Below are 18,772 nucleotides of genomic sequence, written 5' to 3'. Positions count from 1 at the left end.
ATGGCGCCGAGAAAAGTCATCATCACCTGCGCCGTCACCGGCTCGGTGCACACGCCGTCGATGTCGCCGCATCTGCCGGTGACGCCGGACCAGATCGCCGCCGAGGCGATCGCGGCCGCCGAAGCCGGCGCTTCGATCCTGCATCTTCACGCCCGCGACCCGAAGGACGGGCGGCCGACCGCCGATCCTGATGTGTTCATGCAGTTCCTGCCGCGCATCAAGCAGGCGACAGACGCGGTGATCAACATCACCACCGGCGGCTCCTCGCTGATGACGCTCGACCAGCGGCTGGCGGCACCGCTCAGGGCCGAGCCTGAAATGTGCTCGCTCAACATGGGCTCGATGAATTTCGCGCTGTTCCCGATGCTCGACCGGCCAAGGCAATGGCGGCACGAGTGGGAACCCAGGCTGCTGGAAGCCACACGCGACACGATCTTCAGGAACACCTTCGCCGACATGGAGACCGTGCTCGAAAGACTAGGAAAGGGCTGTGGCACACGCTTCGAATTCGAATGTTACGATGTCGGCCATCTCTATTCGCTGGCGCACTTCCGCGACCGGGGGCTGGTGTCGGGACCCATGTTCATCCAGTTCGTGTTCGGCATTCTCGGCGGTATCGGCGCCGATCCGGACAATCTGGTCCATATGAAGCGCATCGCTGACAAACTGTTCGGCGACAGCTACCAGTTTTCGGTGCTCGCTGCCGGACGCCACCAGATGCCGATGATCTCGATTGCAGCGGCGATGGGCGGCAATGTCCGCGTCGGGCTGGAGGACAGCCTCCACGACGGCCGCCAGCTGGCCAAGTCCAATGCCGACCAGGTGCGCCGTATCCGCAGCGTGCTCGACGGGCTGTCGCTGGACGTCGCCACGCCCGCCGAGGCGCGGGAGATGCTGGCGCTCAAGGGCGGCGATAGGGTAGCGTTCTGAGATGGTTGCTTTCCGTCCCACCCTCCTCTGGCCTGCCGGCCATCTCCCCCGCAAGGGGGGAGATCGGATGTCACGAATGCTTTCGCCAATTACCGACGTTGCAGAGATGGGCACAGCGGCGAAGCTGCCAAGGCCAGAAGGGGGTGCCTCGGCATCGAACCTCCGTTGACTGCCGATTTGCCCAAAATCATCGTCCGCTCCGGCACCATCGAGGACGTCGACACCATCCACACTGCGCTCTTGCGGCTCGGCGACCATATCGGCGCGCCCGAGGAAATCATCTCGACGGCCGATGACCTGCGCACCTACGGCTTTGGCGAAAAACCTGCCTTCTCGACGCTGATTGCCGAAGTCGATGGCGAATTCGCCGGCCTGTGCCTCCACTTCCCGATCTTTTCGACCTGGATGGGGCGGCCCGGCGTGTATGTGCAGGACCTCTATGTCGAGGACCGGTTTCGCGGCCGCAGTATCGGCGAACGCTTGCTGCGGCGTGTCGCGCGAGAATGCCGGAAAGACGGCGGCGTCTACCTCAGACTGTCCGTCGACACCGACAATGAAACCGCCAAGGCTTTTTACGAAAGGCTGGGCATTGCCTGGTCGAACTACGAGCAGGTGCAGAAAATCGTCGGCGAGGCCTTCTTCGCTTTCGCCGATGCGCCAATGGATGAGGGGAAATAATGAAAGCCTTCTATGCCCAAGAACAGAAGCGCCACGATCCCACGGCGTTCCTCTCCAGCGGTGCCCAAAAGCCCAATCCGGAAAAACCGGAACGCGTCGAACGGCTGCTCGCCGGCGCCAGGGCCGCCGGCTGCACGATCGAACGGCCGAGGGATCACGGGCTCGGACCAGTTGCGGCGGTGCATACGCCCGAATATCTCGATTTTCTCGAGCACATCTTCGCGCGCTGGCAGCGCATCGAGGGCGCTTCGGCGGAAGTGATCCCCAATATCCACCCGATTGCCCGGGACGGCTCCTATCCGGCCTCGGCGGTCGGCCAGGCAGGCTACCACATGGCCGACACCGCTTGCCCGATCTCCGGTGAAACCTGGCAGAGCGCGCTGTGGAGCGCCTGGAGTGCGGTTGAAGCCGCGGAAGCGGTCATGGCGGGCGCGCCGGCTGCCTATGCGCTATGCCGTCCGCCCGGGCACCACGCCTTTGCCGATGTCGCCGGCGGCTTCTGCTTCATCAACAATTCGGCGGTCGCGGCACAGACCTTGCGCAGGCAATCAGCGCGGGTGGCGATCCTCGATGTCGACCTGCATCACGGCAACGGCACGCAAGGCATTTTCTATGCCCGGCCGGACGTGCTCACCGTCTCGCTGCATGCCGATCCGGTGCGCTTCTATCCGTTCTTCTGGGGCCATGCCGACGAGCGCGGCGAAGGGCCAGGCCTCGGCTACAACCTCAATCTACCGCTACCACGCAAATCCGGCGACGCCGCATTCCTCGAAGCGCTGGCTGCGGCGTTCCAGCGTATCCGCGCCTTTGCGCCGGAAGCACTTGTGGTAGCGCTCGGCCTCGACGCCTTCGAAGGCGATCCGTTCGGTGGACTGTCGGTGACGACACCAGGCTTCTCGCGCATCGGCGAGGCGATTGCCGGCCTCGGCCTGCCGACGGTCATCGTCCAGGAAGGCGGCTATCTTTGCGACGAACTCGGTGACAATCTCACCGCGTTCCTCACCGGCTTCGGCGGCGGCATGAAGCGGTAGCTTTCGTGGCCCGTCGCGTCAGAATCGCTGCTGTCGCAGCATGGCGACGATCCGATGCACGCTCTCAATCGTCTCGTCGATCTCGCCCGCCGTATTGTAGTGGGCGATGCCGATGCGCACGACGCCGTGCTCGGCCGGGATGCCGAGCTGGTGGACGACCTCCCACGCGTAGTTGTGGCCCGACCACAGGAAGATGTTTTCCGCATTCATCTGCCGTGCGATCGTGTCCGGCGCAACGCCGTCGACCGTGAACGAGACTGTCGGCACGCGCTCACGGATCCGCGCCGGATCGGTGATGCCGTGGATCGTCAGGCCTGAAATGTCCAACAGCCGGTCGATCAGCCTTTGCGCCAGCGGACTTTCGTAAGCGATTGATCTTTCGAACGCCTTGGCGATCCTGGCGCGGCGCGAACCGCCATCACCTGCCGCAGTTCCCAGTTCCGCAAAATAATCGATCGCGGCCGTCAGTCCGGCCATCAGCTCGATCTGCGGCGTGCCGAGTTCGAACCGCTCCGGCAGAGCGTCGGACGAGCAGCGGCATTTATACGGCTTCAGCCTGTCGATGACATCAAGCCTGCCCCACAATATGCCCATATGCGGCCCGAAGAATTTATAGGCCGAGCAGACCAGGAAATCGCAACCGAGGTCCTGCACGTCGATCAGGCCGTGCGGCGCGAACTGCACGGCGTCGACATAGACCAGCGCGCCGGCCTGCTTGGCGATGCGGGTCAGCGCTTTCACCCGGTTGATCGAGCCGGTCAGATTGCTGGCATAGTTCAAGGCGACCAGCCGCGTCCTGTCGGTGAGCAGCGCGGCAAGCGCCTTCTCCTCGATCTGCCAGCTCTGCTGGTCGAAGGGCAGCCAGCGCACGACGAGGCCAAGGTCTTCGGCCAGTTGCAGCCAGGGCGAGACGTTGCCTTCGTGGTCCATGCGGGTGAGGATGATCTCGTCGCCGGGTTTCATCGTGCGGCCGAGCGTGCGCGACATGTGGTAGGTCAGCGTCGTCATGTTGGCGCCGATGATGATTTCCCGCGGGCTCGCGGCACCGAGGAAATCGGCCATCGCCGCATGGGCGTCATCGACGATCTGTTGGGCCGCGATCGTGGTCTCGAAGAAGCCGCCGAGATTGGCATTGGTGGTCAGCAGGCAGCGTGACACCGCGTCGGCAACCGCCTGTGGCACCTGCGTGCCGGCCGGGTTGTCGAGGTAGATGCGGCGGTGACCCCTGTCGGTCAGCGACAGTGCCGGAAATTTCTCGCGCACGGCCTCGATCGGAAAATTCACTTCTGGCCCCTTCCCTTTGTAATCATTTATAATTTTTTCACGGACACGGGTTGCCAACACGCTGGTGGATTGCGTCGACTGCCTTCTGCATGTCCTCGGCCCAGGTCACTTCGGCCGAAGAGAGCGCCATTTCGAGCTGCGCGATGGTCGTCGCGCCGATGATGCTTGAGGTGACGAAAGGCCGGCTCGCGACATAGGCGTTGGCGAACAGCGCCGGCTCCATGCCGAAAGAGCGCGCCAGCTCATTGTATTCGAGCAGCACTTCCGCGGCATTGGGCGTCTCGTAGCGCTGGCCACGGTTGAAGAGCTGCGAGCGCGAGCCTTGCGGCCGCGCGCCGTGATCGTACTTGCCGCTCAGATAGCCTTGCGCCAGTGGGGAATAGGCGAGAAACGAAACCTGTTCGCGCTCGCAGACCTCGGCGAGGTTCACCTCGAAGCTGCGGTTGACGAGATTATAGGCGTTCTGCAACGACACCGGGCGCGGACCAACGCCCTTGTCGGCTTCGGCGATGAACCGCATGACGCCCCAGGAGCTCTCGTTCGAAAGACCGAAATAGCGAATCTTGCCTGCCTTCACCAGTTCATCGAAGACGGCAAGCGTCTCGGCGATCGGCACCTCGCCGGCCGGCGCGCCGACGGAATCGGCTCGTAGCGCCACGGCACCGACGCGATTCGGATTGGCGCCCCACGGCACGGCGCGCTCCGGCCAGTGGATCTGATAGAGATCGATGTAATCGGAGTTGAGCCTGGTCAGCGATTTTTCGACGGCATCGAAGATATCGGCGCGCACCAGCTTCGACGGGCGCCCGCCGCGGAACCATGTATTGGCGGTGCGGCCAACCACTTTCGAGGCGAGGATCACTTGATCGCGGTTGCGCTTCGCCTTCATCCAACTGCCGATGATCGCCTCGGTCCGGCCTTGCGTTTCCGGCTTGGGCGGGATCGGGTAAAGCTCGGCAGTGTCGATGAAATTGACGCCGCGTGAAAAGGCCATGTCCATCTGGGCATGGCCGTCCGCTTCGGTATTCTGCTGGCCCCATGTCATCGATCCCAGGCAAATCTGGGAAACAAGAAGATCGGTCCGACCGAGGCGGCGTTTGTGCATGGAATTTTCTCCGGTGGGAATTTTATGCGGCTGCGCGGGAGGAAGCTTCAGCATACAGGAAGACGCGGGCTGTCTCCAAGCCCGTGCCAGTGGGCCAGCGACTTTTCCAGACGCCGAAGCAGGGGCGCTCAATGTAGTCAAAAATCAAAAGTGGCATGGCTGCCATGCAAATGCTGCACTGCACAATTGTCATCATTTGCTTATATTGAGGCTTGGGAGGACCAACCAGGGGCTTGAATCATGGGTTTCCTCACTGAAATGTTCGCCCGTCCGCGTCCGCAGGAACATCTGCGTTACCGCGCGGCTCTGGCATTGCTTCATTCGATGAGCAATGCCGACCGTGCGGATATCGGCATCAAACCAGCCGACTTCCCGCGCGTCGCCCGCGAAATGTCCTCCCGCTAGCTAAAGTAAACCAACGGCTCAAGTAGCAGCGTAGGTGCTGAGCCTGCAACAGATTCGTCCAAGTGTGCATGTTGGCGGCATTGTGGGACGGCCATTGGCATAGTATTCTACAGAAACTAGGAACAATTCTACAGAAATTTAGGAACAACTCTACAGCACCACAATATGCCTGCAACGACGCGGATATGTGCGCGCTCTACGGACCGTGCCGGTCGCTGTCCTGAGGGAGATATGTGATGGCTTTGGTTCGGTCGCTATGTTGGTGCGTTTTTGCCGCGCTTATATTTCTTACCTCGCTTTCAATGTCGGCCACCGCCGACAATGCGCCGCCGCCGCCTGCAAGCAGCTACTGGAAGTCGCCGCTGGGATACGAGCATATGGCGCTGTGCGGCGGCGGCAGCCAGTTCATGACCAGCGTCACCGACCGCGTCTGCAATGGCTGGCAGTTGAGCAATGCCACCGACGCCGAGTTGCCCACTTACCAGGCGGCTTATCCGAATGACTGCACGTCGATCAGTTGCTGGTTCAAAACAGGGAAGAAGGCCTGCATCGCCTTTGCCGATGTTCAAGGTCAGTTCAATGTGGGTAATTTTCCGACGCCGTATTGCCCCACCGGCAAAAACGGCGTGAATCCCGGAACCTACGCCTGCAATTGGTGTGAAGCAGGCGCAATGGGCTGCAGTGGCGGCAATTTCATCGAGGGCAAGGTTTGCGCCGGCGGCAGCGACACAGTTTTCTCGCTTCAGCAAATCCCGCCAAACCACTACCACCCTTATTGCAACCACGATATTCAGGGGCCGTACCGGAACCGTGAGGGTCCGTACAAGGCGTGTCTCGCCACGCAAACCACCACCCACAACGGCATGGTGTTTGCCATTGATCAAAAGGCTCAGGTTAAGGCGATCAACAAGGCCAAGCATGGCAAGATTACTTCCGACCTGGCTGGCTTCTGCTATCCGAAGCCGAAGGCGAGCGAATGCATCAAGAAATACAACCGGTCTGGAACGATCTGCATCGAACCCGCCGATCTGAACAACCAATCCCAGAAGCGGGATTCGGCGGAAGTGCACCATGTCGTGCCGCGTAACGACCGGCGCGGGTGCCCATGCGGCAAGAACGACATGAAGAATGCCGCAGTGATTTCCAGGCAGCTCAACAACTTTTTTTCCAACTTTGACCGCGTGTCAAAGGTGTCGATGTGCCCGAACGCCAAGGGCATGGCAAATTTGACCGAGCTGCAATGGGTTGAGGCGCTTGATCCCTATTGATATCGGACCGCGGCTTCAGGCGCAGAGTTGTTGCGACACCTTGGCGACGGCCTCAATTCTTCAGCGCGATCCCATGAAAATCGCCTTGCTCAGCGGCACGCCATTGTGGCGCAGTATGTCGTAGGCGGTGGTCACGTGGAAATAGAAATTGGGCATGGCGAGATGCAGCAGATACTGCATGCCGGCCATCGAGAATTCGCGCTGACCGAGCTTCAGCTCGATCGTTCTGTCATCGGAGCCGTCCATATCGGCAGCCGAGAATGTCGCCAGATGGTCGACGGTCTTGGCGATGCGGGCCTGGAGATCGGCGAAGGTTGCCTCGTTGTCTTCGTATTTGGGCACCTCGCGGCCAGCCAGCCGCGATGGCGCGCCCTTAGCGTGGTCGGTGGCGATCTGTACCTGCCTGGTCAGAGCGTACATGTCCGGCGCCAGCCTCGACGTCAAAAACACCTGCGGATCGATCTTGCGGTCAAGCGCATTCTGCTCGGCGATGTTCAGCACATTGGAAAGCGCTTTCAGCCTGGCCGAAAACACCGGCACGGACGCGTCGTACATCGATATGGTCACGTGAATCTCCTATCCGGCGGGAGCGCCGACGGCGGGACGTAGCGCCTTCCCAAGCGATTCTTCAAGCGTCACCACGTCGCCGCAATCGGTATGATAGAATCTTTCCATCAGGTGGAGATTCCGATGAGACGCGCCTTCTTTGCAGCGACCGTTTTTTTCTCCCTTGCCGCGACAGGCCAACCGGTGCTCGCCGCCGAAGCGCCCTACATCGATGACAGATCGGACGCCGAAGCGGTCATCCGTTCGCTCTACAGCGCCATCAACCGGCAAGAATTCGCGCGCGCCTGGGACTATTTCGGCGACACCAAGCCGGCCAAGGATTTCGATGCGTTCGTCAAGGGTTATGACGGGACCGACAAGGTCGAAGTCAAAACCGGCGGCGTGTCGGAAGACGGCGCAGCCGGCAGCATCTACTACAATGTCCCTGTCGCCATCCGGGCGACGGCGAAGGACGGTGCCGAACATGTCTTTGCCGGTTGCTACACGCTGCGCCAGATCAATGCCTCGATCCAGGAACCGCCGTTCCGCTCGATCTTCATCGACAAGGGCGCGCTGAAGCCGGCTAAGGCCGATTTCGAGGACGCCGTGCCGGAAAGCTGCGGTGACGGACCGTCGCCGCCGAAGAAGGATGCGGCGCTGGAGCAGGCCAAGAAGGCGTTTGCGGCCACCTATGGCGACCAGTGCGACAAGGAAATGCCTGACGGCGATCCGTTGGGAGAGCCGGACGCCTATTCCCTCCGCTACAAGGATGCCGGTGCGGCGAGCGACGAGCCCGAACGCGAGACGCGGCTGTTCCGATTCTTCTGTTCGATGGCCGCCTACAATGAGAGTGCCGTCTATTACATCGCCGACGATGTATCGGGCGTGCGGCCACTTCAGTTCGCCTCGCCGGAACTCGATATCCATTATGAGAACGACAACAGCGAAGGCAAGGTCGAGGCGATCAACGTCATCGGCTTTGAGACCGACGACCAGCTGGTCAATTCCGAATATGACGACGCCACCAAGACGATCTCGTCCCTCAACAAGTGGCGCGGCGTCGGCGATGCGTCGTCGGCCGGCACCTATCTGTTCCGCCACGGCAATTTCTCGCTGGTGCAGTACGACGTCGACGCCTCCTATGACGGCGAGATCAACCCGGAGACGGTGGTGGACTACAACACCGCGCCTTAACGGCTTAGGGCACTTTCGACAGCATCCAGTTGAGCGCGCCGCGCCAGTCCGCCATGCGGATCGGCGTGCCGTGCGTGCCCGTCTCAAAGCGGACGAAGCGGGCCGGGTAGGCTTTCGATCTGGCGAGGATGGAGCGGAAGAAGGCTTCCTGTTTCTCGACTGGAAACACCGGATCCTTGCTGCCCTGGCCGAAGAAGACCGGAATGCGGCGCTTGAAGGCCGGGCTCGAGAAGAAACCCTCATCCCACAGCGAGCCGAGCAGCAGCAACCCGTCGATGCGGCCGCCCATATCCTTGCGGGCTGCAAGCTTCCAGCACAGCGCGCCGCCCATCGAGCCGCAGGCAACGAATATCTTCGCACTCGGCGACTGTTCGGCATAGTGGCCGATCAGCGCGGCGATCTGGGCAGCACCTGTGTCGCCGAAGTCGGAAAAGTCCGGCGACAGATAGAGCCCGCCATTGCCGGCCATCAGGTTCTTGATGCGGTTGAAATTGCCGCCGAAAGTGAAATCGTCGACGCCTTGTTTTCGGCTGCCGCCCTGCCCGTGCAGGTAGAGGACGATGATGGCAGCGCCTTGCGTGCGGCCGACCGCGACATGCCTGACGTCGCCGGCATCGGTCTTCAGCAGCAAGTCCTGCTGCACCTTGCGCACACCGGTGTCGACATACTGCGAATGCGCGCGGCGCTCCGGCACTTTGTCGCGGGCGTTGATATCGCGCAGCTCACGATAGTCGATGACCGTATAGGCGCCGTTATTCCCGGAGGAGAGCGTGGCCGGATAGGCGAACAGATCGTCTTTGAAGGGCTTTAGCGACAGTGTTTGGCCATACGCCAAACACGAAAACAAAAGAAATAGCGAGGTCAGAAGGGGTAAACGGAAAGCCATGCCAAAGGCATCGTTTTTCGGCTTCGGTTTGTCAATCCTGCAGCACGCCGCCGGCGCCTTCCAGCGCCTCGCGGGTGTCTAAATCGATGGATGCACCCTTGCCGATCTCGACATCGACGACATCGAGCCCCTCGGCCTCGACCAGATGGCGCGCGCCGGTATCGCCTTCGAGATGAGCGATCGCTGCAAACAGCGAACGCGGCAGCAGCACCGGGTTGCCGCGCTTTCCCTCATGCGAGGCGCGCACGACCGATCGGCCCCCGGATTTGCGGAATGCGTCGATGAGCCTGTCGAGGTCGGCAGACGCAACGCCCGGCATGTCGCCAAGCACGATCATGGCACCGGCAGCGTCGCCGGCGACCCGCGCGATGCCGGCTTTCAGCGATGAAGACAGGCCCTCAGCGAAATCCGGATTTTCGGCAAAGGTGACGTCGAGACCAGACAGCGCCGCTCGTACGCGCTCGCGCTGATGGCCGGTGACGACGATTGTATCGGAGGCTTTCGAGCCGAGCGCGCGTTCGGCGGTGCGGCGGACCAGCGGCTTGCCGTCGAACAGCGCCAGCAGCTTGTTCGGCCCGCCCATGCGGCTGGAGCGGCCGGCGGCCAGCAGCACGACATCGACCTTGAACTCGGCCCTGGCTGGCAGCGGCTCGCGCGGCTGCGGCCGCGTCGGGATTTCCATCAACAGCCCGCCGACACCCATGCCGGCGATGTCCTTGGCCGTCACGTCGAGGCCGGCGATCAGCCGGTCAAGCACCCAGTCGAAGCCGTTCTCCTTGGGACTGCGGGCGCAGCCCGGCGCGCCGATGACACGCTTGCCGGCAAGCGTGCCGAGCACCAGCAGGTTGCCGGGGTCGACCGGCATGCCGGCGCGGATGACGGTGCCGCCAGCTTTCTCGATCGCCGCCGGAACAACGTCGCCAAAATCGCTCATCGCCGAGGCGCCGAAGATCACCACCATATCGTTGTTGCGCGCCAGCGCGGCCGCAGCGTCAGCCACGGGCGCAATTTCGTGCGGCGTGCGGCGTTCCGCCGTCAGCCGGCCGCCGGAGCGCGCCAGGCGCGTTTCGGTGACGCGCAACGTCTTGTCGAGCACGCTCGGCTTGATGCCGGGCAGAACCGTCTGGATGACGCCGACACGCACCGGCTGATAGGCATTGACGGCAAAGATCTCGCCGCCGGCGCAGATTCCTGCCACCGCATCGACCAGCACGGAGCCGACCGCGAAGGGAATAATCTTCACCGTCGCCACCATCTGGCCTTTTTCAACCGGCGCGTGCTGCGCCAGCGTAGCGATGGTAATCGTCGGATCGACGGCGTTGATGGCGTCGATCATCGCCGCATCGACGGTGAATATGCCGGCGGCCTGAGCGTGGAGGTTGACCCGGCCGGTCGCGGCGGGCTTGGCCTCGATATTGCGATGGATCATGCTTTCGGCGATCTTTTCAGCGGCAGCGTCCTCGCCGAGATCATCGGCAGCCAGCACCGCCGCGACGACCTCCGAAATCCCCGCTGCCTTGAGCAAGGAAACATCGTCGGCGCTCAGCCGGTGCGCCTTGCGGAAACGCCGCTCTCCAGCCGTGGTGGCGTGCGCCAGCACCGCGCCTTCGGCCGTGTCGATCGGGATCGAGCCGAATTTCACGCTGCCGCATCCCTGGCTTCCAGGCCACGCGAGCGAAAGGCCTGAATCGCCTGTGCCAGCACCGCCACGGCGATCTCGGCCGGGCTGGCCGCGCCAATGTCGAGGCCGATCGGCGCATGGATGCGGGCGATCTGGTCGGCGGTCGCGCCCAATGCCAGCAGGCGCTCGACACGCTTCGCATGGGTCTTGCGGCTGCCGAGCGCCCCAACGTAGAAGCAGTTGGCGTCGAGCGCCGCCTTCAGCGCGAAATCGTCGATCTTCGGATCGTGGGTGACAGCGGCCAGCGCCGTATAGCTGTCGAGTGGCTGGCGTTTCAGGACATCCTCTGGCCATTCGGCGTGCAGCGCGACGTCGGGAAAGCGGTCTGCGGTGGCAAAGGCGGTGCGCGGATCGACGATCTCGACGGGATAACCGGCAATCTTGGCCATCGGCGCCAATGCTTGGCTGATATGGACGGCGCCGATCACCAACAGGCGCGGCTGCGGCAGGTAGGCGTTGAGAAAGAAGGTTCGCCCCTCCGCCTCGACCGACCCGGAATTGCCGGTGCGAAACGCCTTCGCGATCGCAGCGCCCAATTCGCCGGCGACCTGATCGCCTTCACGCACGATGCGGTCGCGGCCATCGCCAAGATCGGTGACCAGGATCGCCGCGCGGCGGGCGCGGCGTTCGGCATTCAGCGTTTTCAGCGCGTACGGATCCATCGTGCCCGGCCTAACCCAGCCGCTCTACATAGACTTTGATACGGCCGCCGCAGGACAGGCCGACCTGCCAGGCGGTTTCATCGGCGACACCGAATTCCAGCATCTTCGCCTTGCCGCTTTCGATCACGTCGACCGCCTCGGCCACCACCGCGCCTTCGACGCAGCCGCCAGAAACGGAACCTTGGAAATTGCCGTCCGCATCAATGACAAGATGGCTGCCGACCGGACGCGGCGCCGAGCCCCAGGTTTCTACCACGGTGGCAATGGCGACATCCTTGCCGTCCTTCATCCAGCCTTCCGCGACGATCAGCGGATCGCGGGCCTCATCCAGATAAATGCTGTTCTTCATGATCGTTTCTCCCGGAGAAGACATGTGGTTATGCGGCGTCTCTGGCGCCACCCTCAATCCACCGGCGTGGATCGACCGACCGCGCCGACTTCTTGTCCAGCGAGGCGCACAGATCGGCGAGCGCATCGAGATTGTGCACGGAACGGAATTCGTCGACATGCGGCAGCATCGCCTTGACGCCGCGGGCGCGCGCCTCGAAGCCATCGAAGCGCAGCAGCGGGTTCAGCCAGATCAGCCGCCGACAGGATTTGTGCAGACGCTCCATTTCCTCCGACAGTCCGGCAACGTCGTCGCGCTCCAGCCCATCGGTGATCAGGAGAACGACCGCGCCCTGCCCCAGCACGCGCCGCGACCATATCAGGTTGAATTCGGCCAGCGTATCGCCGATGCGGGTGCCGCCCGACCAGTCCTTCACCGCTGCCGAACAGTCGGCGAGTGCCGCGTCGGGATCGCGATGGCGCATCTGCCGCGTCAGATTGGTGAGCCTGGTGCCGAAGACGAAGGCATGCACGCGCCGGCGCTTTTCGGTCAGCGCATGCAGGAAATGCAGGAAGATGCGCGTGTACTGGCTCATCGAACCGGAAATGTCGGCAAGCACGACCAGCGGCGGGTGAACCTCGCGCGGCGACCGGAATTTCGGCAGGATCAATTCGCCACCGGTGCGCGCGACGGATCGCATCATGGCGCGCGGATCGATGCGGCGGCCATGCGCGTCGGATTTGAAGCGTCGCGTCCTGACCATGTCGAAGGGCAGCCGCAGCTCGGCGATCGCTTTCTTGGCGTCGGCCATCTCGGCGGCGTTCATCTGGGCAAAGTCCTTACCCTCAGCACCTCGTTACCGGAAAATGTAAAGCGCGCGTCGACCTCGATCTCCGGGATTTCCTGCACCGGCTGGTTTCTCTGATGGCCCTCGAACATCGCCTGGCTGACGCGGTTCTCAGCCGCGCGGGGTTTTTGCTTCTCTTTGTTATCGGGCGCCACCGGCAAAAACATCGCCAGCATCTTTTCGATCAGCTCGCGCGATTTCCAGAACAGCCGGAAAGTCTCGTCGAAAGTGGCGTGGTCCTCGTGCCGCGACACCAGAACGGCATGCAGCGTCCAGTAGAAATCGTCGCGGGAACCTATGCCGGCGGCCAGCACCGCCTCGATCGCATCCTTGACCGTGGCTGGCCCGACCCGCATGCCGGCCTTGCGCAAGGTGCGGGCGAAATAGACGATGTTGTCGGCTATCCGCCCGTCCGGCGTCGCCTCTTTCGGTTCGGGACGCGGCGTTGCCATCGCCCTACTCCGCCGCCGAAAGCTCGGCCTTCACCTCGTTGAGGATGCGCCGGCCCTCGCCCTGTTCGATGCGGGCAATGTCGTCCTGGTACTTCAACAGCACGCCGATCGTGTCTGAAACGGTTTCTGGATCGAGCGCCACCTTGTCGAGTTCGGTCAGCGCGCCCGCCCAGTCGATGGTCTCGGCGACGCCCGGGACCTTGAACAGCTCGATCTGGCGCAGCTTCTGGATGAACGAAACAACCTCGGCCGACAGCCGGCTGTTGGCCTGCGGTACCTTTCTGCGCACGATCTCCAGTTCGCGCTCGGCGCTTGGATAGTCGACCCAGTGATAGAGACAGCGCCGCTTCAGCGCGTCGTGAATCTCGCGTGTGCGGTTGGTGGTGATGATGACGATCGGCGGCTCCTCCGCCTTGATCGTGCCGAGCTCGGGCACCGTCACCTGGAAGTCCGAGAGGATTTCGAGCAGGAATGCCTCGAAGGCCTCGTCGGTGCGGTCGAGCTCGTCGATCAGGAAGACCGGGGCGGCGCCCGCCTTGCCCGTCAGCGCATCGAGCACCGGGCGACGGATCAGGTATTTTTCGGAGAAGACGTTGCGCTCCATGTCGGAGCGGTCGACCTTGCCGGCCGCCTCCTCCATGCGGATCTCGATCATCTGCGCGGCATAGTTCCACTCGTAGACGGCGGACGAGACATCGAGGCCTTCGTAGCATTGCAGGCGGATCAGCCGACGGCCTAGCGCTTGCGCCAGCACCTTAGCGATCTCGGTCTTGCCAACGCCGGCCTCGCCCTCGAGGAACAGCGGCCGCTTCATGCGCAGCGATAAAAACAGCACGGTCGCCAGCGACCGGTCCGCCACATAGTCCGCGCCGGTCAGGAGATCGAGCGTCTCATCGATCGTCCGCGGCGCGGGGCGCGGTTTCAACTCGGTCATTCTCTCTCCGCGAGTGCAGCCATACCCATCATAGAACGTGGTAGCCGCGGCCGTGATAGATCAGCGGCTGCAAATTATCGCCGATGCGCAGGCCTGTCACCTTGCCAAAAAGCACACGGTGGGTAGCCAGATCCTTGGTGTCGATCAGTTCGCAGTCGAACACGGCGAGCGCGCCTTTCAGCGTTGGCGCACCGGTCGAGATCACATCCCACTCGCCCAACGCGAAACGTTCCTCGACCGGCAGGCCGGTGAGGCCGGAAAAGCCGACCGACAGCGCCTCCTGATGTGAAGCCAGCGTGTTCAAGGCGAACTTGCCGTTTTTCACGAACGGCTCGTTCTTGGGATTTTCGCGATTGAGACAAACCAGGACGGTCGGCGGCGTGTCCGAGACCGAACAGGCTGCAATGACAGTCGCACCTCGCCTGCCGGCGGGACCATCGGTGGTGACCACATGGACGTGGCCGGCAAAATGGCTCATCGCGTCGCGATAGGCCTGCGGCCCTATGTCGTTCTTCTTCAGCACCGGCGATTTCCATGGTTTGAAGCGAGATGAACTCAGGCGTTATATATGGCGGCATATTGCATGCACAAGCGAAGTGGTTGACATGCATCCTGAATTTCGCGTGTTGCGTGGAAGCTAACCAGCCTTTAGGTCTTGGCGGGAAATAGTGCCGGCAAACACGCGACCGGCGCGGAGGATTTCTTCGCTCGCATGCTACCCAGGACAACGACAATAGCGGTGCTGGCATGGCTGTCCCTCGCCGGCAATGCGGGCGCTGAGACGCTCCTGATCGGCGTCGCAGCGCCACTATCCGGGCCGTCGGCTCTCCTCGGCAAGCAGATCGAGGCGGGCGCCGGCCTGGCGGCGGAGGCGAATGGTGTCGAGCTCAGGATGGTCGACGACGCCTGCACGGCTGAAGGCGGGGCTGCAGCAGCGAGGGAATTCGCCGCGGTGAAAGTCAGCGTGGTCGTCGGCTTCCTCTGCACCGAGGCGATCGAGGCGGCGCTGCCGATCCTGAAGGGCGCCAACATACCGGTCATCACCGTCGGCGTGCGCACCGAAAGCCTGACCGACCGGCGCACCAAGACCGGCTGGCCGGTCTTTCGTCTCGGGCCGCGCGGCGATGATGAGCGCAACGCCGTTGCCTCCATCCTCGCCCGCCAATGGCAGAACGAACTGTTCGCCATCGTCGACGACGGCACGATCTATGGCCGCGAGATCGCAGAGACGCTTCGGGCAGCGGCCGAACAGGCGGCGCTGAAACCGGTGTTCGTCGACACGTTCCGGCCGCAGCTCGACAACCAGATCGGGCTGATCGGGCGGCTGAAGAGGGCCGGCGCCACGCATGTCTTCGCCGGCGGCGACGGTGACGACATCGCCGTCATGGGTCGCGACGCCAGCCAGCTCGATGCCGGCATCACCTTTGCCGGCGGCGAAGCGCTGCGCGCTCCGCCCGGCGACGTGCCCTATGCGACGGGCACGCTGATGATCGCGCCGCCCGAATGGGCCGATGTTGCCGGGCCCAAAGTGCTCGAGAGCTTTGCCGCACAGAAGATCGAGCCGGACGGCTACACGCTGCCAGCCTATGCGGCGGTCGAGATCGCCAAGGCGGCCGCGGACGTGGTGGAAACTTCCGGCAAGCCAATGGCCGATGGGCTCGCCGCGCACGACTTTAGCACCGCTATCGGGTCGATCCGCTTTGACGGCAAGGGAGACTTGACCGAAAACCTCTATCGGGTCTTTCGTTTCAACGGCGCGCAATTCGTACCGGCGGAGATCAGATGATGTTTCGTACAGGGCCGCGCAATCTCATCACCGATGTCGCCGGCCTGCGTGTCGGCAACGCTTCCGATGTGAGGCTGAAGTCCGGCGTGACCACTGTGCTGTGTGACGAACCGGCGGTGGCCAGTGTCCAGATCCTGGGCGGTGCGCCGGGCACGCGCGAAACCGACCTGCTCGAGCCGCACAATTTGATCGAAGCGATCCATGCCGTGGTGCTTTCGGGCGGCTCGGCCTACGGCCTCGACGCCGCCTCCGGCGTGCAGGCGGCACTGCGCGAAAGGGGCATCGGCGTGGAGGTCGGCGGCTTTCGCGTGCCGATCGTGCCGGCGGCGATCCTTTTCGACCTGCGCAATGGCGGTGACAAGGACTGGGGCCGTTATCCGCCTTACCGTGAGCTTGGCTATGAGGCGGCACAGGCAGTCGGCATCGACTTTCCGCTGGGCACGGTCGGCGCGGGCACGGGTGCTCTGAGTTCCGGCCTGAAGGGCGGCCTCGGCTCGGCCTCGACGGTGCTCGACAGCGGCGTCACCGTCGGCGCGCTCGCGGCCGCCAACCCGATCGGCTCGGTGACGATCGCCCGCAGCAGGCACTTCTGGGCGGCGCCCTTCGAGATCGGCGACGAGTTCGGCGGGCTTGGCTATCCCTCGCCTATTCCAGAGGACGCGAAAAGGATCCTGCTGAAGTTCCGCGACAGCCAAGTGAGCGGCAACACGACCATCGCCGTCATCGCCACGGATGCCGTTCTCACCAAGGCCGCCGCCAAACGCCTCGCCATATCGGCGCATGACGGTTTCGTCCATGCCATTTGGCCGACGCACACGCCGGCCGACGGCGATCTGGTCTTCGCGCTGGCGACGGGCAAGAGCGGCATCGAGCTCGCGCCCAACGACGCGATCGACCTCTACGCCGCAGCCGGGGCCACCATGGCACGCGCCATCAGTCGCGGCGTCTTTGCCGCCACGCCCGCCGACGGCGATCTGTTTCCGGTCTGGTCGTCGCGCTGAATGCGCGCTGCCATAATCAAATGGGCCGTAATCAAATGGCCCGTGATCAAATGACCCGTGATCAGGTGGGGTCGGATTTTTCTTCCTCGAAGCTGACCGCGACATCCGAATTTGCGGACAACCGCACTTTCTGCCCCTCGACCTCGGCAACGAGACTGAGGGGAATGAAGTGGTGATGCCCTCTGTGAGCGCCCTCGCCGCTGTCGCGCTTGGTCAACTTGATTCGTTGTCCTTCAACTTTATCGACGGTGCCGACATGGACGCCGTCGGCGCCGATCACTTCCATATGTTCGCGAATCCTGGCTGCATCGGTCATTACGGGGTCTCCATTTGAAGCTGCCGATAATAACAAATAACGGCACGATTGGATGCATCGGCTTTGCGTTTCATACCGCACGACGTTTTGACTTCATCGTGATAGGGGATTGAAACGAGCTCTGCTGCCGGATTGGAAAAAAGCATGCGAATCCTTGTCCTGTTTGCCGTTTCCCTCCTTGCCCAGTTTGCAACTTCTCAGACCGCCCAAGCCGGTGATGTCGCCGAGCTTGAAATCCTCGGCTTCACTGGGGATGGCGGCGTCTTTGCCTTCGAGGAATATGGCGTCCAGGATGGATCGGGATTTCCCTACGCCAATCGCTATTATATCAACACGGCCGACGACAGTTTTCTCAAGGGCACGCCGATCAAGGTGCGGCTTGACGACGAGAGCGCAACGCTCGACGCGGCGCGCCTTGCGGCCCGGCAAAAAGGCGAAGCGATCGTCAGCCAAGCCGAACTGGCCGCGAATCGCGGCATCACCGCCGGCTTCAACCCGGTGACCGAACTGTCGGCCGATCCGTTCCGCATGGCGGTCAATCCGCGTCCGATCTTTTCGCCGGTCGACGACGCGCTCGAGTTCCGGCTCGACGAGATCGGCATGAACAATACCGAAATCTGCCAGAGCCAGGGCGATATCAACGGCTTTCGCCTGCTGCGCATCGAGGCGAAAGACGGCGGCAAGACTGAGCTTCTGCACGAGGACAAGTCGATCCCCAAAAGCAGGGGCTGTCCGAACGGCTATCGGCTCGGCGCGGTGCAGACATTCTCCTTGCAAGGCCTCAGCGCCTATGCCGTGCTGATTGCGGTGCGCCAATACGGCTTCGAAGGGCCGGACTATCGCTGGATCGCGGTGACCGGCCGGCTGTGACGCCGCTCCCCGTCATACACAGCCGGATCCTGAGTCGTATCCGCAAAGCGTTGCCGTCGCCGGGCGTCGCGGTCTGCGGCGCCCTGTTATGGGCTGCGGCGATGGGCGCCAGCGCGCTTGTCAATCTGCTGTTGGACGATTGGGAGACCCCGGCAAGGATCCGCTTCGTCTCGTTGCTCTATGCGGCCGGCGGTGCGCTCGCCTTTCCGGTTGGCCTGTTCCTGGCGCGGTTCGTCTCGCTCGGACGGCATTGGGAGGTCGCCTTGGCCGCCGCGTTCGTCTGCCTTCTCGCCGCGACGATCGGCTTCACCGGCGGGCTCTTTGCGCTGCACTACCGTTCCTACTATGTCCAATGGCATGCACCTGCACTGACCATCGCCTGGTCCATCCAGTTCGTGCACACCGTGGTGACGGCATTCTATCAATTCGTCGTGCTGGGCATCCGGCTTTATTTTCCGCTTGGTTTCATCGCGCTCGCTCTCGCCAGCATCTGGTTTGCGCGGCGGCAGCGTTGAGCATTTTGTCTGCCTCTGTTAGGACGCGGGCGAACGCCCTCGCACGTCAGGAC

Annotated in this window: 20 protein-coding genes and 1 pseudogene; 10 read left to right on the top strand and 11 right to left on the bottom strand. The window is 62.9% G+C overall.

The genetic code is table 11. The features are described from left to right. The 3 genes from EJ066_RS21505 (at position 1) to EJ066_RS21495 (ending at position 2,639) form a co-directional block, all read left to right on the top strand. Positions 1–930, top strand: coding sequence for a 3-keto-5-aminohexanoate cleavage protein (locus EJ066_RS21505; protein ID WP_126041445.1), 930 nt, complete (start codon positions 1–3; stop codon positions 928–930). 165 nt (positions 931–1,095) lie between these two features. After that, the gene (locus tag EJ066_RS21500; RefSeq protein WP_189644333.1) at positions 1,096–1,608 is read left to right on the top strand and encodes a GNAT family N-acetyltransferase; all 513 of its coding nucleotides are present in this window, start codon (positions 1,096–1,098) and stop codon (positions 1,606–1,608) included. Further along, complete coding sequence (locus EJ066_RS21495; RefSeq protein ID WP_126041443.1) at positions 1,608–2,639, top strand: histone deacetylase family protein; 1,032 nt, start codon at positions 1,608–1,610, stop codon at positions 2,637–2,639. Before EJ066_RS21500 ends, EJ066_RS21495 begins: the two co-directional genes overlap by 1 nt. A gap of 18 nt (positions 2,640–2,657) precedes the next feature. Here EJ066_RS21495 and EJ066_RS21490 read toward each other — a convergent pair whose 3' ends face one another. Beyond that, complete coding sequence (locus EJ066_RS21490; RefSeq protein ID WP_126041441.1) at positions 2,658–3,923, bottom strand: cysteine desulfurase-like protein; 1,266 nt, start codon at positions 3,921–3,923, stop codon at positions 2,658–2,660. Between the two features lie 37 nt (positions 3,924–3,960). After that, the gene (locus EJ066_RS21485; RefSeq protein ID WP_126041439.1) at positions 3,961–5,028 is read right to left on the bottom strand and encodes an aldo/keto reductase; all 1,068 of its coding nucleotides are present in this window, start codon (positions 5,026–5,028) and stop codon (positions 3,961–3,963) included. A 240-nt stretch (positions 5,029–5,268) separates the two neighbouring features. Between EJ066_RS21485 and EJ066_RS21480 the strand changes: the two genes are divergently transcribed. Together EJ066_RS21480 and EJ066_RS21475 are read left to right on the top strand one after the other, a co-directional pair. After that, a complete protein-coding gene (locus EJ066_RS21480; RefSeq protein ID WP_023798224.1) occupies positions 5,269–5,433 on the top strand; it encodes a hypothetical protein in 165 nt (54 codons plus the stop codon). Between the two features lie 236 nt (positions 5,434–5,669). Further along, the gene (locus EJ066_RS21475) at positions 5,670–6,701 is read left to right on the top strand and encodes a hypothetical protein (protein ID WP_126041437.1); all 1,032 of its coding nucleotides are present in this window, start codon (positions 5,670–5,672) and stop codon (positions 6,699–6,701) included. 60 nt (positions 6,702–6,761) lie between these two features. Here the strand turns inward: EJ066_RS21475 and EJ066_RS21470 are convergent, their stop codons facing one another. Further along, positions 6,762–7,268, bottom strand: a complete 507-nt coding sequence (locus tag EJ066_RS21470; RefSeq protein WP_126041435.1) for a DUF1993 family protein — start codon at positions 7,266–7,268, stop codon at positions 6,762–6,764. A gap of 123 nt (positions 7,269–7,391) precedes the next feature. Here EJ066_RS21470 and EJ066_RS21465 point away from each other — a divergent pair, with 123 nt between their 5' ends. Beyond that, positions 7,392–8,441, top strand: coding sequence for a DUF1176 domain-containing protein (locus EJ066_RS21465; RefSeq protein ID WP_126041433.1), 1,050 nt, complete (start codon positions 7,392–7,394; stop codon positions 8,439–8,441). Between the two features lie 4 nt (positions 8,442–8,445). Here EJ066_RS21465 and EJ066_RS21460 read toward each other — a convergent pair whose 3' ends face one another. The 7 genes and pseudogenes from EJ066_RS21460 to EJ066_RS21430 all read right to left on the bottom strand — a co-directional run bounded on the left by EJ066_RS21460 (position 8,446) and on the right by EJ066_RS21430 (position 14,754). Then, positions 8,446–9,327, bottom strand: coding sequence for an alpha/beta hydrolase (locus EJ066_RS21460; RefSeq protein ID WP_189644332.1), 882 nt, complete (start codon positions 9,325–9,327; stop codon positions 8,446–8,448). A 31-nt stretch (positions 9,328–9,358) separates the two neighbouring features. After that, positions 9,359–10,969 (bottom strand): molybdopterin-binding/glycosyltransferase family 2 protein, encoded by a 1,611-nt coding sequence (locus tag EJ066_RS21455; protein WP_126041431.1) that lies wholly within the window; start codon positions 10,967–10,969, stop codon positions 9,359–9,361. Beyond that, positions 10,966–11,670 (bottom strand): XdhC family protein, encoded by a 705-nt coding sequence (locus EJ066_RS21450; protein ID WP_126041429.1) that lies wholly within the window; start codon positions 11,668–11,670, stop codon positions 10,966–10,968. The genes EJ066_RS21455 and EJ066_RS21450 overlap by 4 nt, the downstream gene beginning before the upstream one ends. Positions 11,671–11,680: 10 nt before the next feature. Then, positions 11,681–12,019, bottom strand: coding sequence for an XdhC family protein (locus tag EJ066_RS21445; RefSeq protein WP_126041427.1), 339 nt, complete (start codon positions 12,017–12,019; stop codon positions 11,681–11,683). Positions 12,020–12,047: 28 nt separating this feature from the next. Further along, positions 12,048–13,297 (bottom strand): annotated as a pseudogene (locus EJ066_RS21440) (VWA domain-containing protein). Between the two features lie 4 nt (positions 13,298–13,301). Beyond that, complete coding sequence (locus EJ066_RS21435; RefSeq protein ID WP_126041425.1) at positions 13,302–14,231, bottom strand: MoxR family ATPase; 930 nt, start codon at positions 14,229–14,231, stop codon at positions 13,302–13,304. A gap of 28 nt (positions 14,232–14,259) precedes the next feature. Then, positions 14,260–14,754 (bottom strand): flavin reductase, encoded by a 495-nt coding sequence (locus tag EJ066_RS21430; protein ID WP_126041423.1) that lies wholly within the window; start codon positions 14,752–14,754, stop codon positions 14,260–14,262. A gap of 189 nt (positions 14,755–14,943) precedes the next feature. Here EJ066_RS21430 and EJ066_RS21425 point away from each other — a divergent pair, with 189 nt between their 5' ends. Both EJ066_RS21425 and EJ066_RS21420 read left to right on the top strand, forming a co-directional pair. Continuing rightward, positions 14,944–16,017, top strand: a complete 1,074-nt coding sequence (locus EJ066_RS21425) for an ABC transporter substrate-binding protein (RefSeq protein WP_126041421.1) — start codon at positions 14,944–14,946, stop codon at positions 16,015–16,017. After that, the gene (locus EJ066_RS21420) at positions 16,017–17,018 is read left to right on the top strand and encodes a P1 family peptidase (protein ID WP_126043997.1); all 1,002 of its coding nucleotides are present in this window, start codon (positions 16,017–16,019) and stop codon (positions 17,016–17,018) included. Before EJ066_RS21425 ends, EJ066_RS21420 begins: the two co-directional genes overlap by 1 nt. A gap of 61 nt (positions 17,019–17,079) precedes the next feature. Here the strand turns inward: EJ066_RS21420 and EJ066_RS21415 are convergent, their stop codons facing one another. Next, the gene (locus EJ066_RS21415; RefSeq protein ID WP_126041419.1) at positions 17,080–17,334 is read right to left on the bottom strand and encodes a DUF2171 domain-containing protein; all 255 of its coding nucleotides are present in this window, start codon (positions 17,332–17,334) and stop codon (positions 17,080–17,082) included. 144 nt (positions 17,335–17,478) lie between these two features. Between EJ066_RS21415 and EJ066_RS21410 the strand changes: the two genes are divergently transcribed. Both EJ066_RS21410 and EJ066_RS21405 read left to right on the top strand, forming a co-directional pair. Further along, entirely contained in the window at positions 17,479–18,204 is a 726-nt protein-coding gene (locus EJ066_RS21410) for a DUF2259 domain-containing protein (RefSeq protein ID WP_126041417.1), read from the top strand. Continuing rightward, complete coding sequence (locus tag EJ066_RS21405) at positions 18,201–18,719, top strand: hypothetical protein (protein ID WP_126041415.1); 519 nt, start codon at positions 18,201–18,203, stop codon at positions 18,717–18,719. The genes EJ066_RS21410 and EJ066_RS21405 overlap by 4 nt, the downstream gene beginning before the upstream one ends. Positions 18,720–18,772 lie beyond the last annotated feature (53 nt).

It is taken from the genome of Mesorhizobium sp. M9A.F.Ca.ET.002.03.1.2 (assembly GCF_003952365.1).
GTDB lineage: Bacteria > Pseudomonadota > Alphaproteobacteria > Rhizobiales > Rhizobiaceae > Mesorhizobium.
Note: the sequence above shows the minus strand (reverse complement) of the source record. Positions and strands in the feature narration are given on the sequence as shown.

Coding starts and splice junctions, on each gene's coding strand:
- EJ066_RS21420 (WP_126043997.1), top strand. CDS start 16,017: ATGTTTCGTACAGGGCCGCGCAATCTCATCACCGATGTCGCCGGCCTG.
- EJ066_RS21425 (WP_126041421.1), top strand. CDS start 14,944: ATGCTACCCAGGACAACGACAATAGCGGTGCTGGCATGGCTGTCCCTC.
- EJ066_RS21445 (WP_126041427.1), bottom strand. CDS start 12,019: ATGAAGAACAGCATTTATCTGGATGAGGCCCGCGATCCGCTGATCGTC.
- EJ066_RS21475 (WP_126041437.1), top strand. CDS start 5,670: ATGGCTTTGGTTCGGTCGCTATGTTGGTGCGTTTTTGCCGCGCTTATA.
- EJ066_RS21480 (WP_023798224.1), top strand. CDS start 5,269: ATGGGTTTCCTCACTGAAATGTTCGCCCGTCCGCGTCCGCAGGAACAT.
- EJ066_RS21450 (WP_126041429.1), bottom strand. CDS start 11,670: ATGGATCCGTACGCGCTGAAAACGCTGAATGCCGAACGCCGCGCCCGC.
- EJ066_RS21460 (WP_189644332.1), bottom strand. CDS start 9,327: ATGGCTTTCCGTTTACCCCTTCTGACCTCGCTATTTCTTTTGTTTTCG.
- EJ066_RS21435 (WP_126041425.1), bottom strand. CDS start 14,231: ATGACCGAGTTGAAACCGCGCCCCGCGCCGCGGACGATCGATGAGACG.
- EJ066_RS21465 (WP_126041433.1), top strand. CDS start 7,392: ATGAGACGCGCCTTCTTTGCAGCGACCGTTTTTTTCTCCCTTGCCGCG.
- EJ066_RS21505 (WP_126041445.1), top strand. CDS start 1: ATGGCGCCGAGAAAAGTCATCATCACCTGCGCCGTCACCGGCTCGGTG.
- EJ066_RS21410 (WP_126041417.1), top strand. CDS start 17,479: ATGCGAATCCTTGTCCTGTTTGCCGTTTCCCTCCTTGCCCAGTTTGCA.
- EJ066_RS21485 (WP_126041439.1), bottom strand. CDS start 5,028: ATGCACAAACGCCGCCTCGGTCGGACCGATCTTCTTGTTTCCCAGATT.
- EJ066_RS21415 (WP_126041419.1), bottom strand. CDS start 17,334: ATGACCGATGCAGCCAGGATTCGCGAACATATGGAAGTGATCGGCGCC.
- EJ066_RS21495 (WP_126041443.1), top strand. CDS start 1,608: ATGAAAGCCTTCTATGCCCAAGAACAGAAGCGCCACGATCCCACGGCG.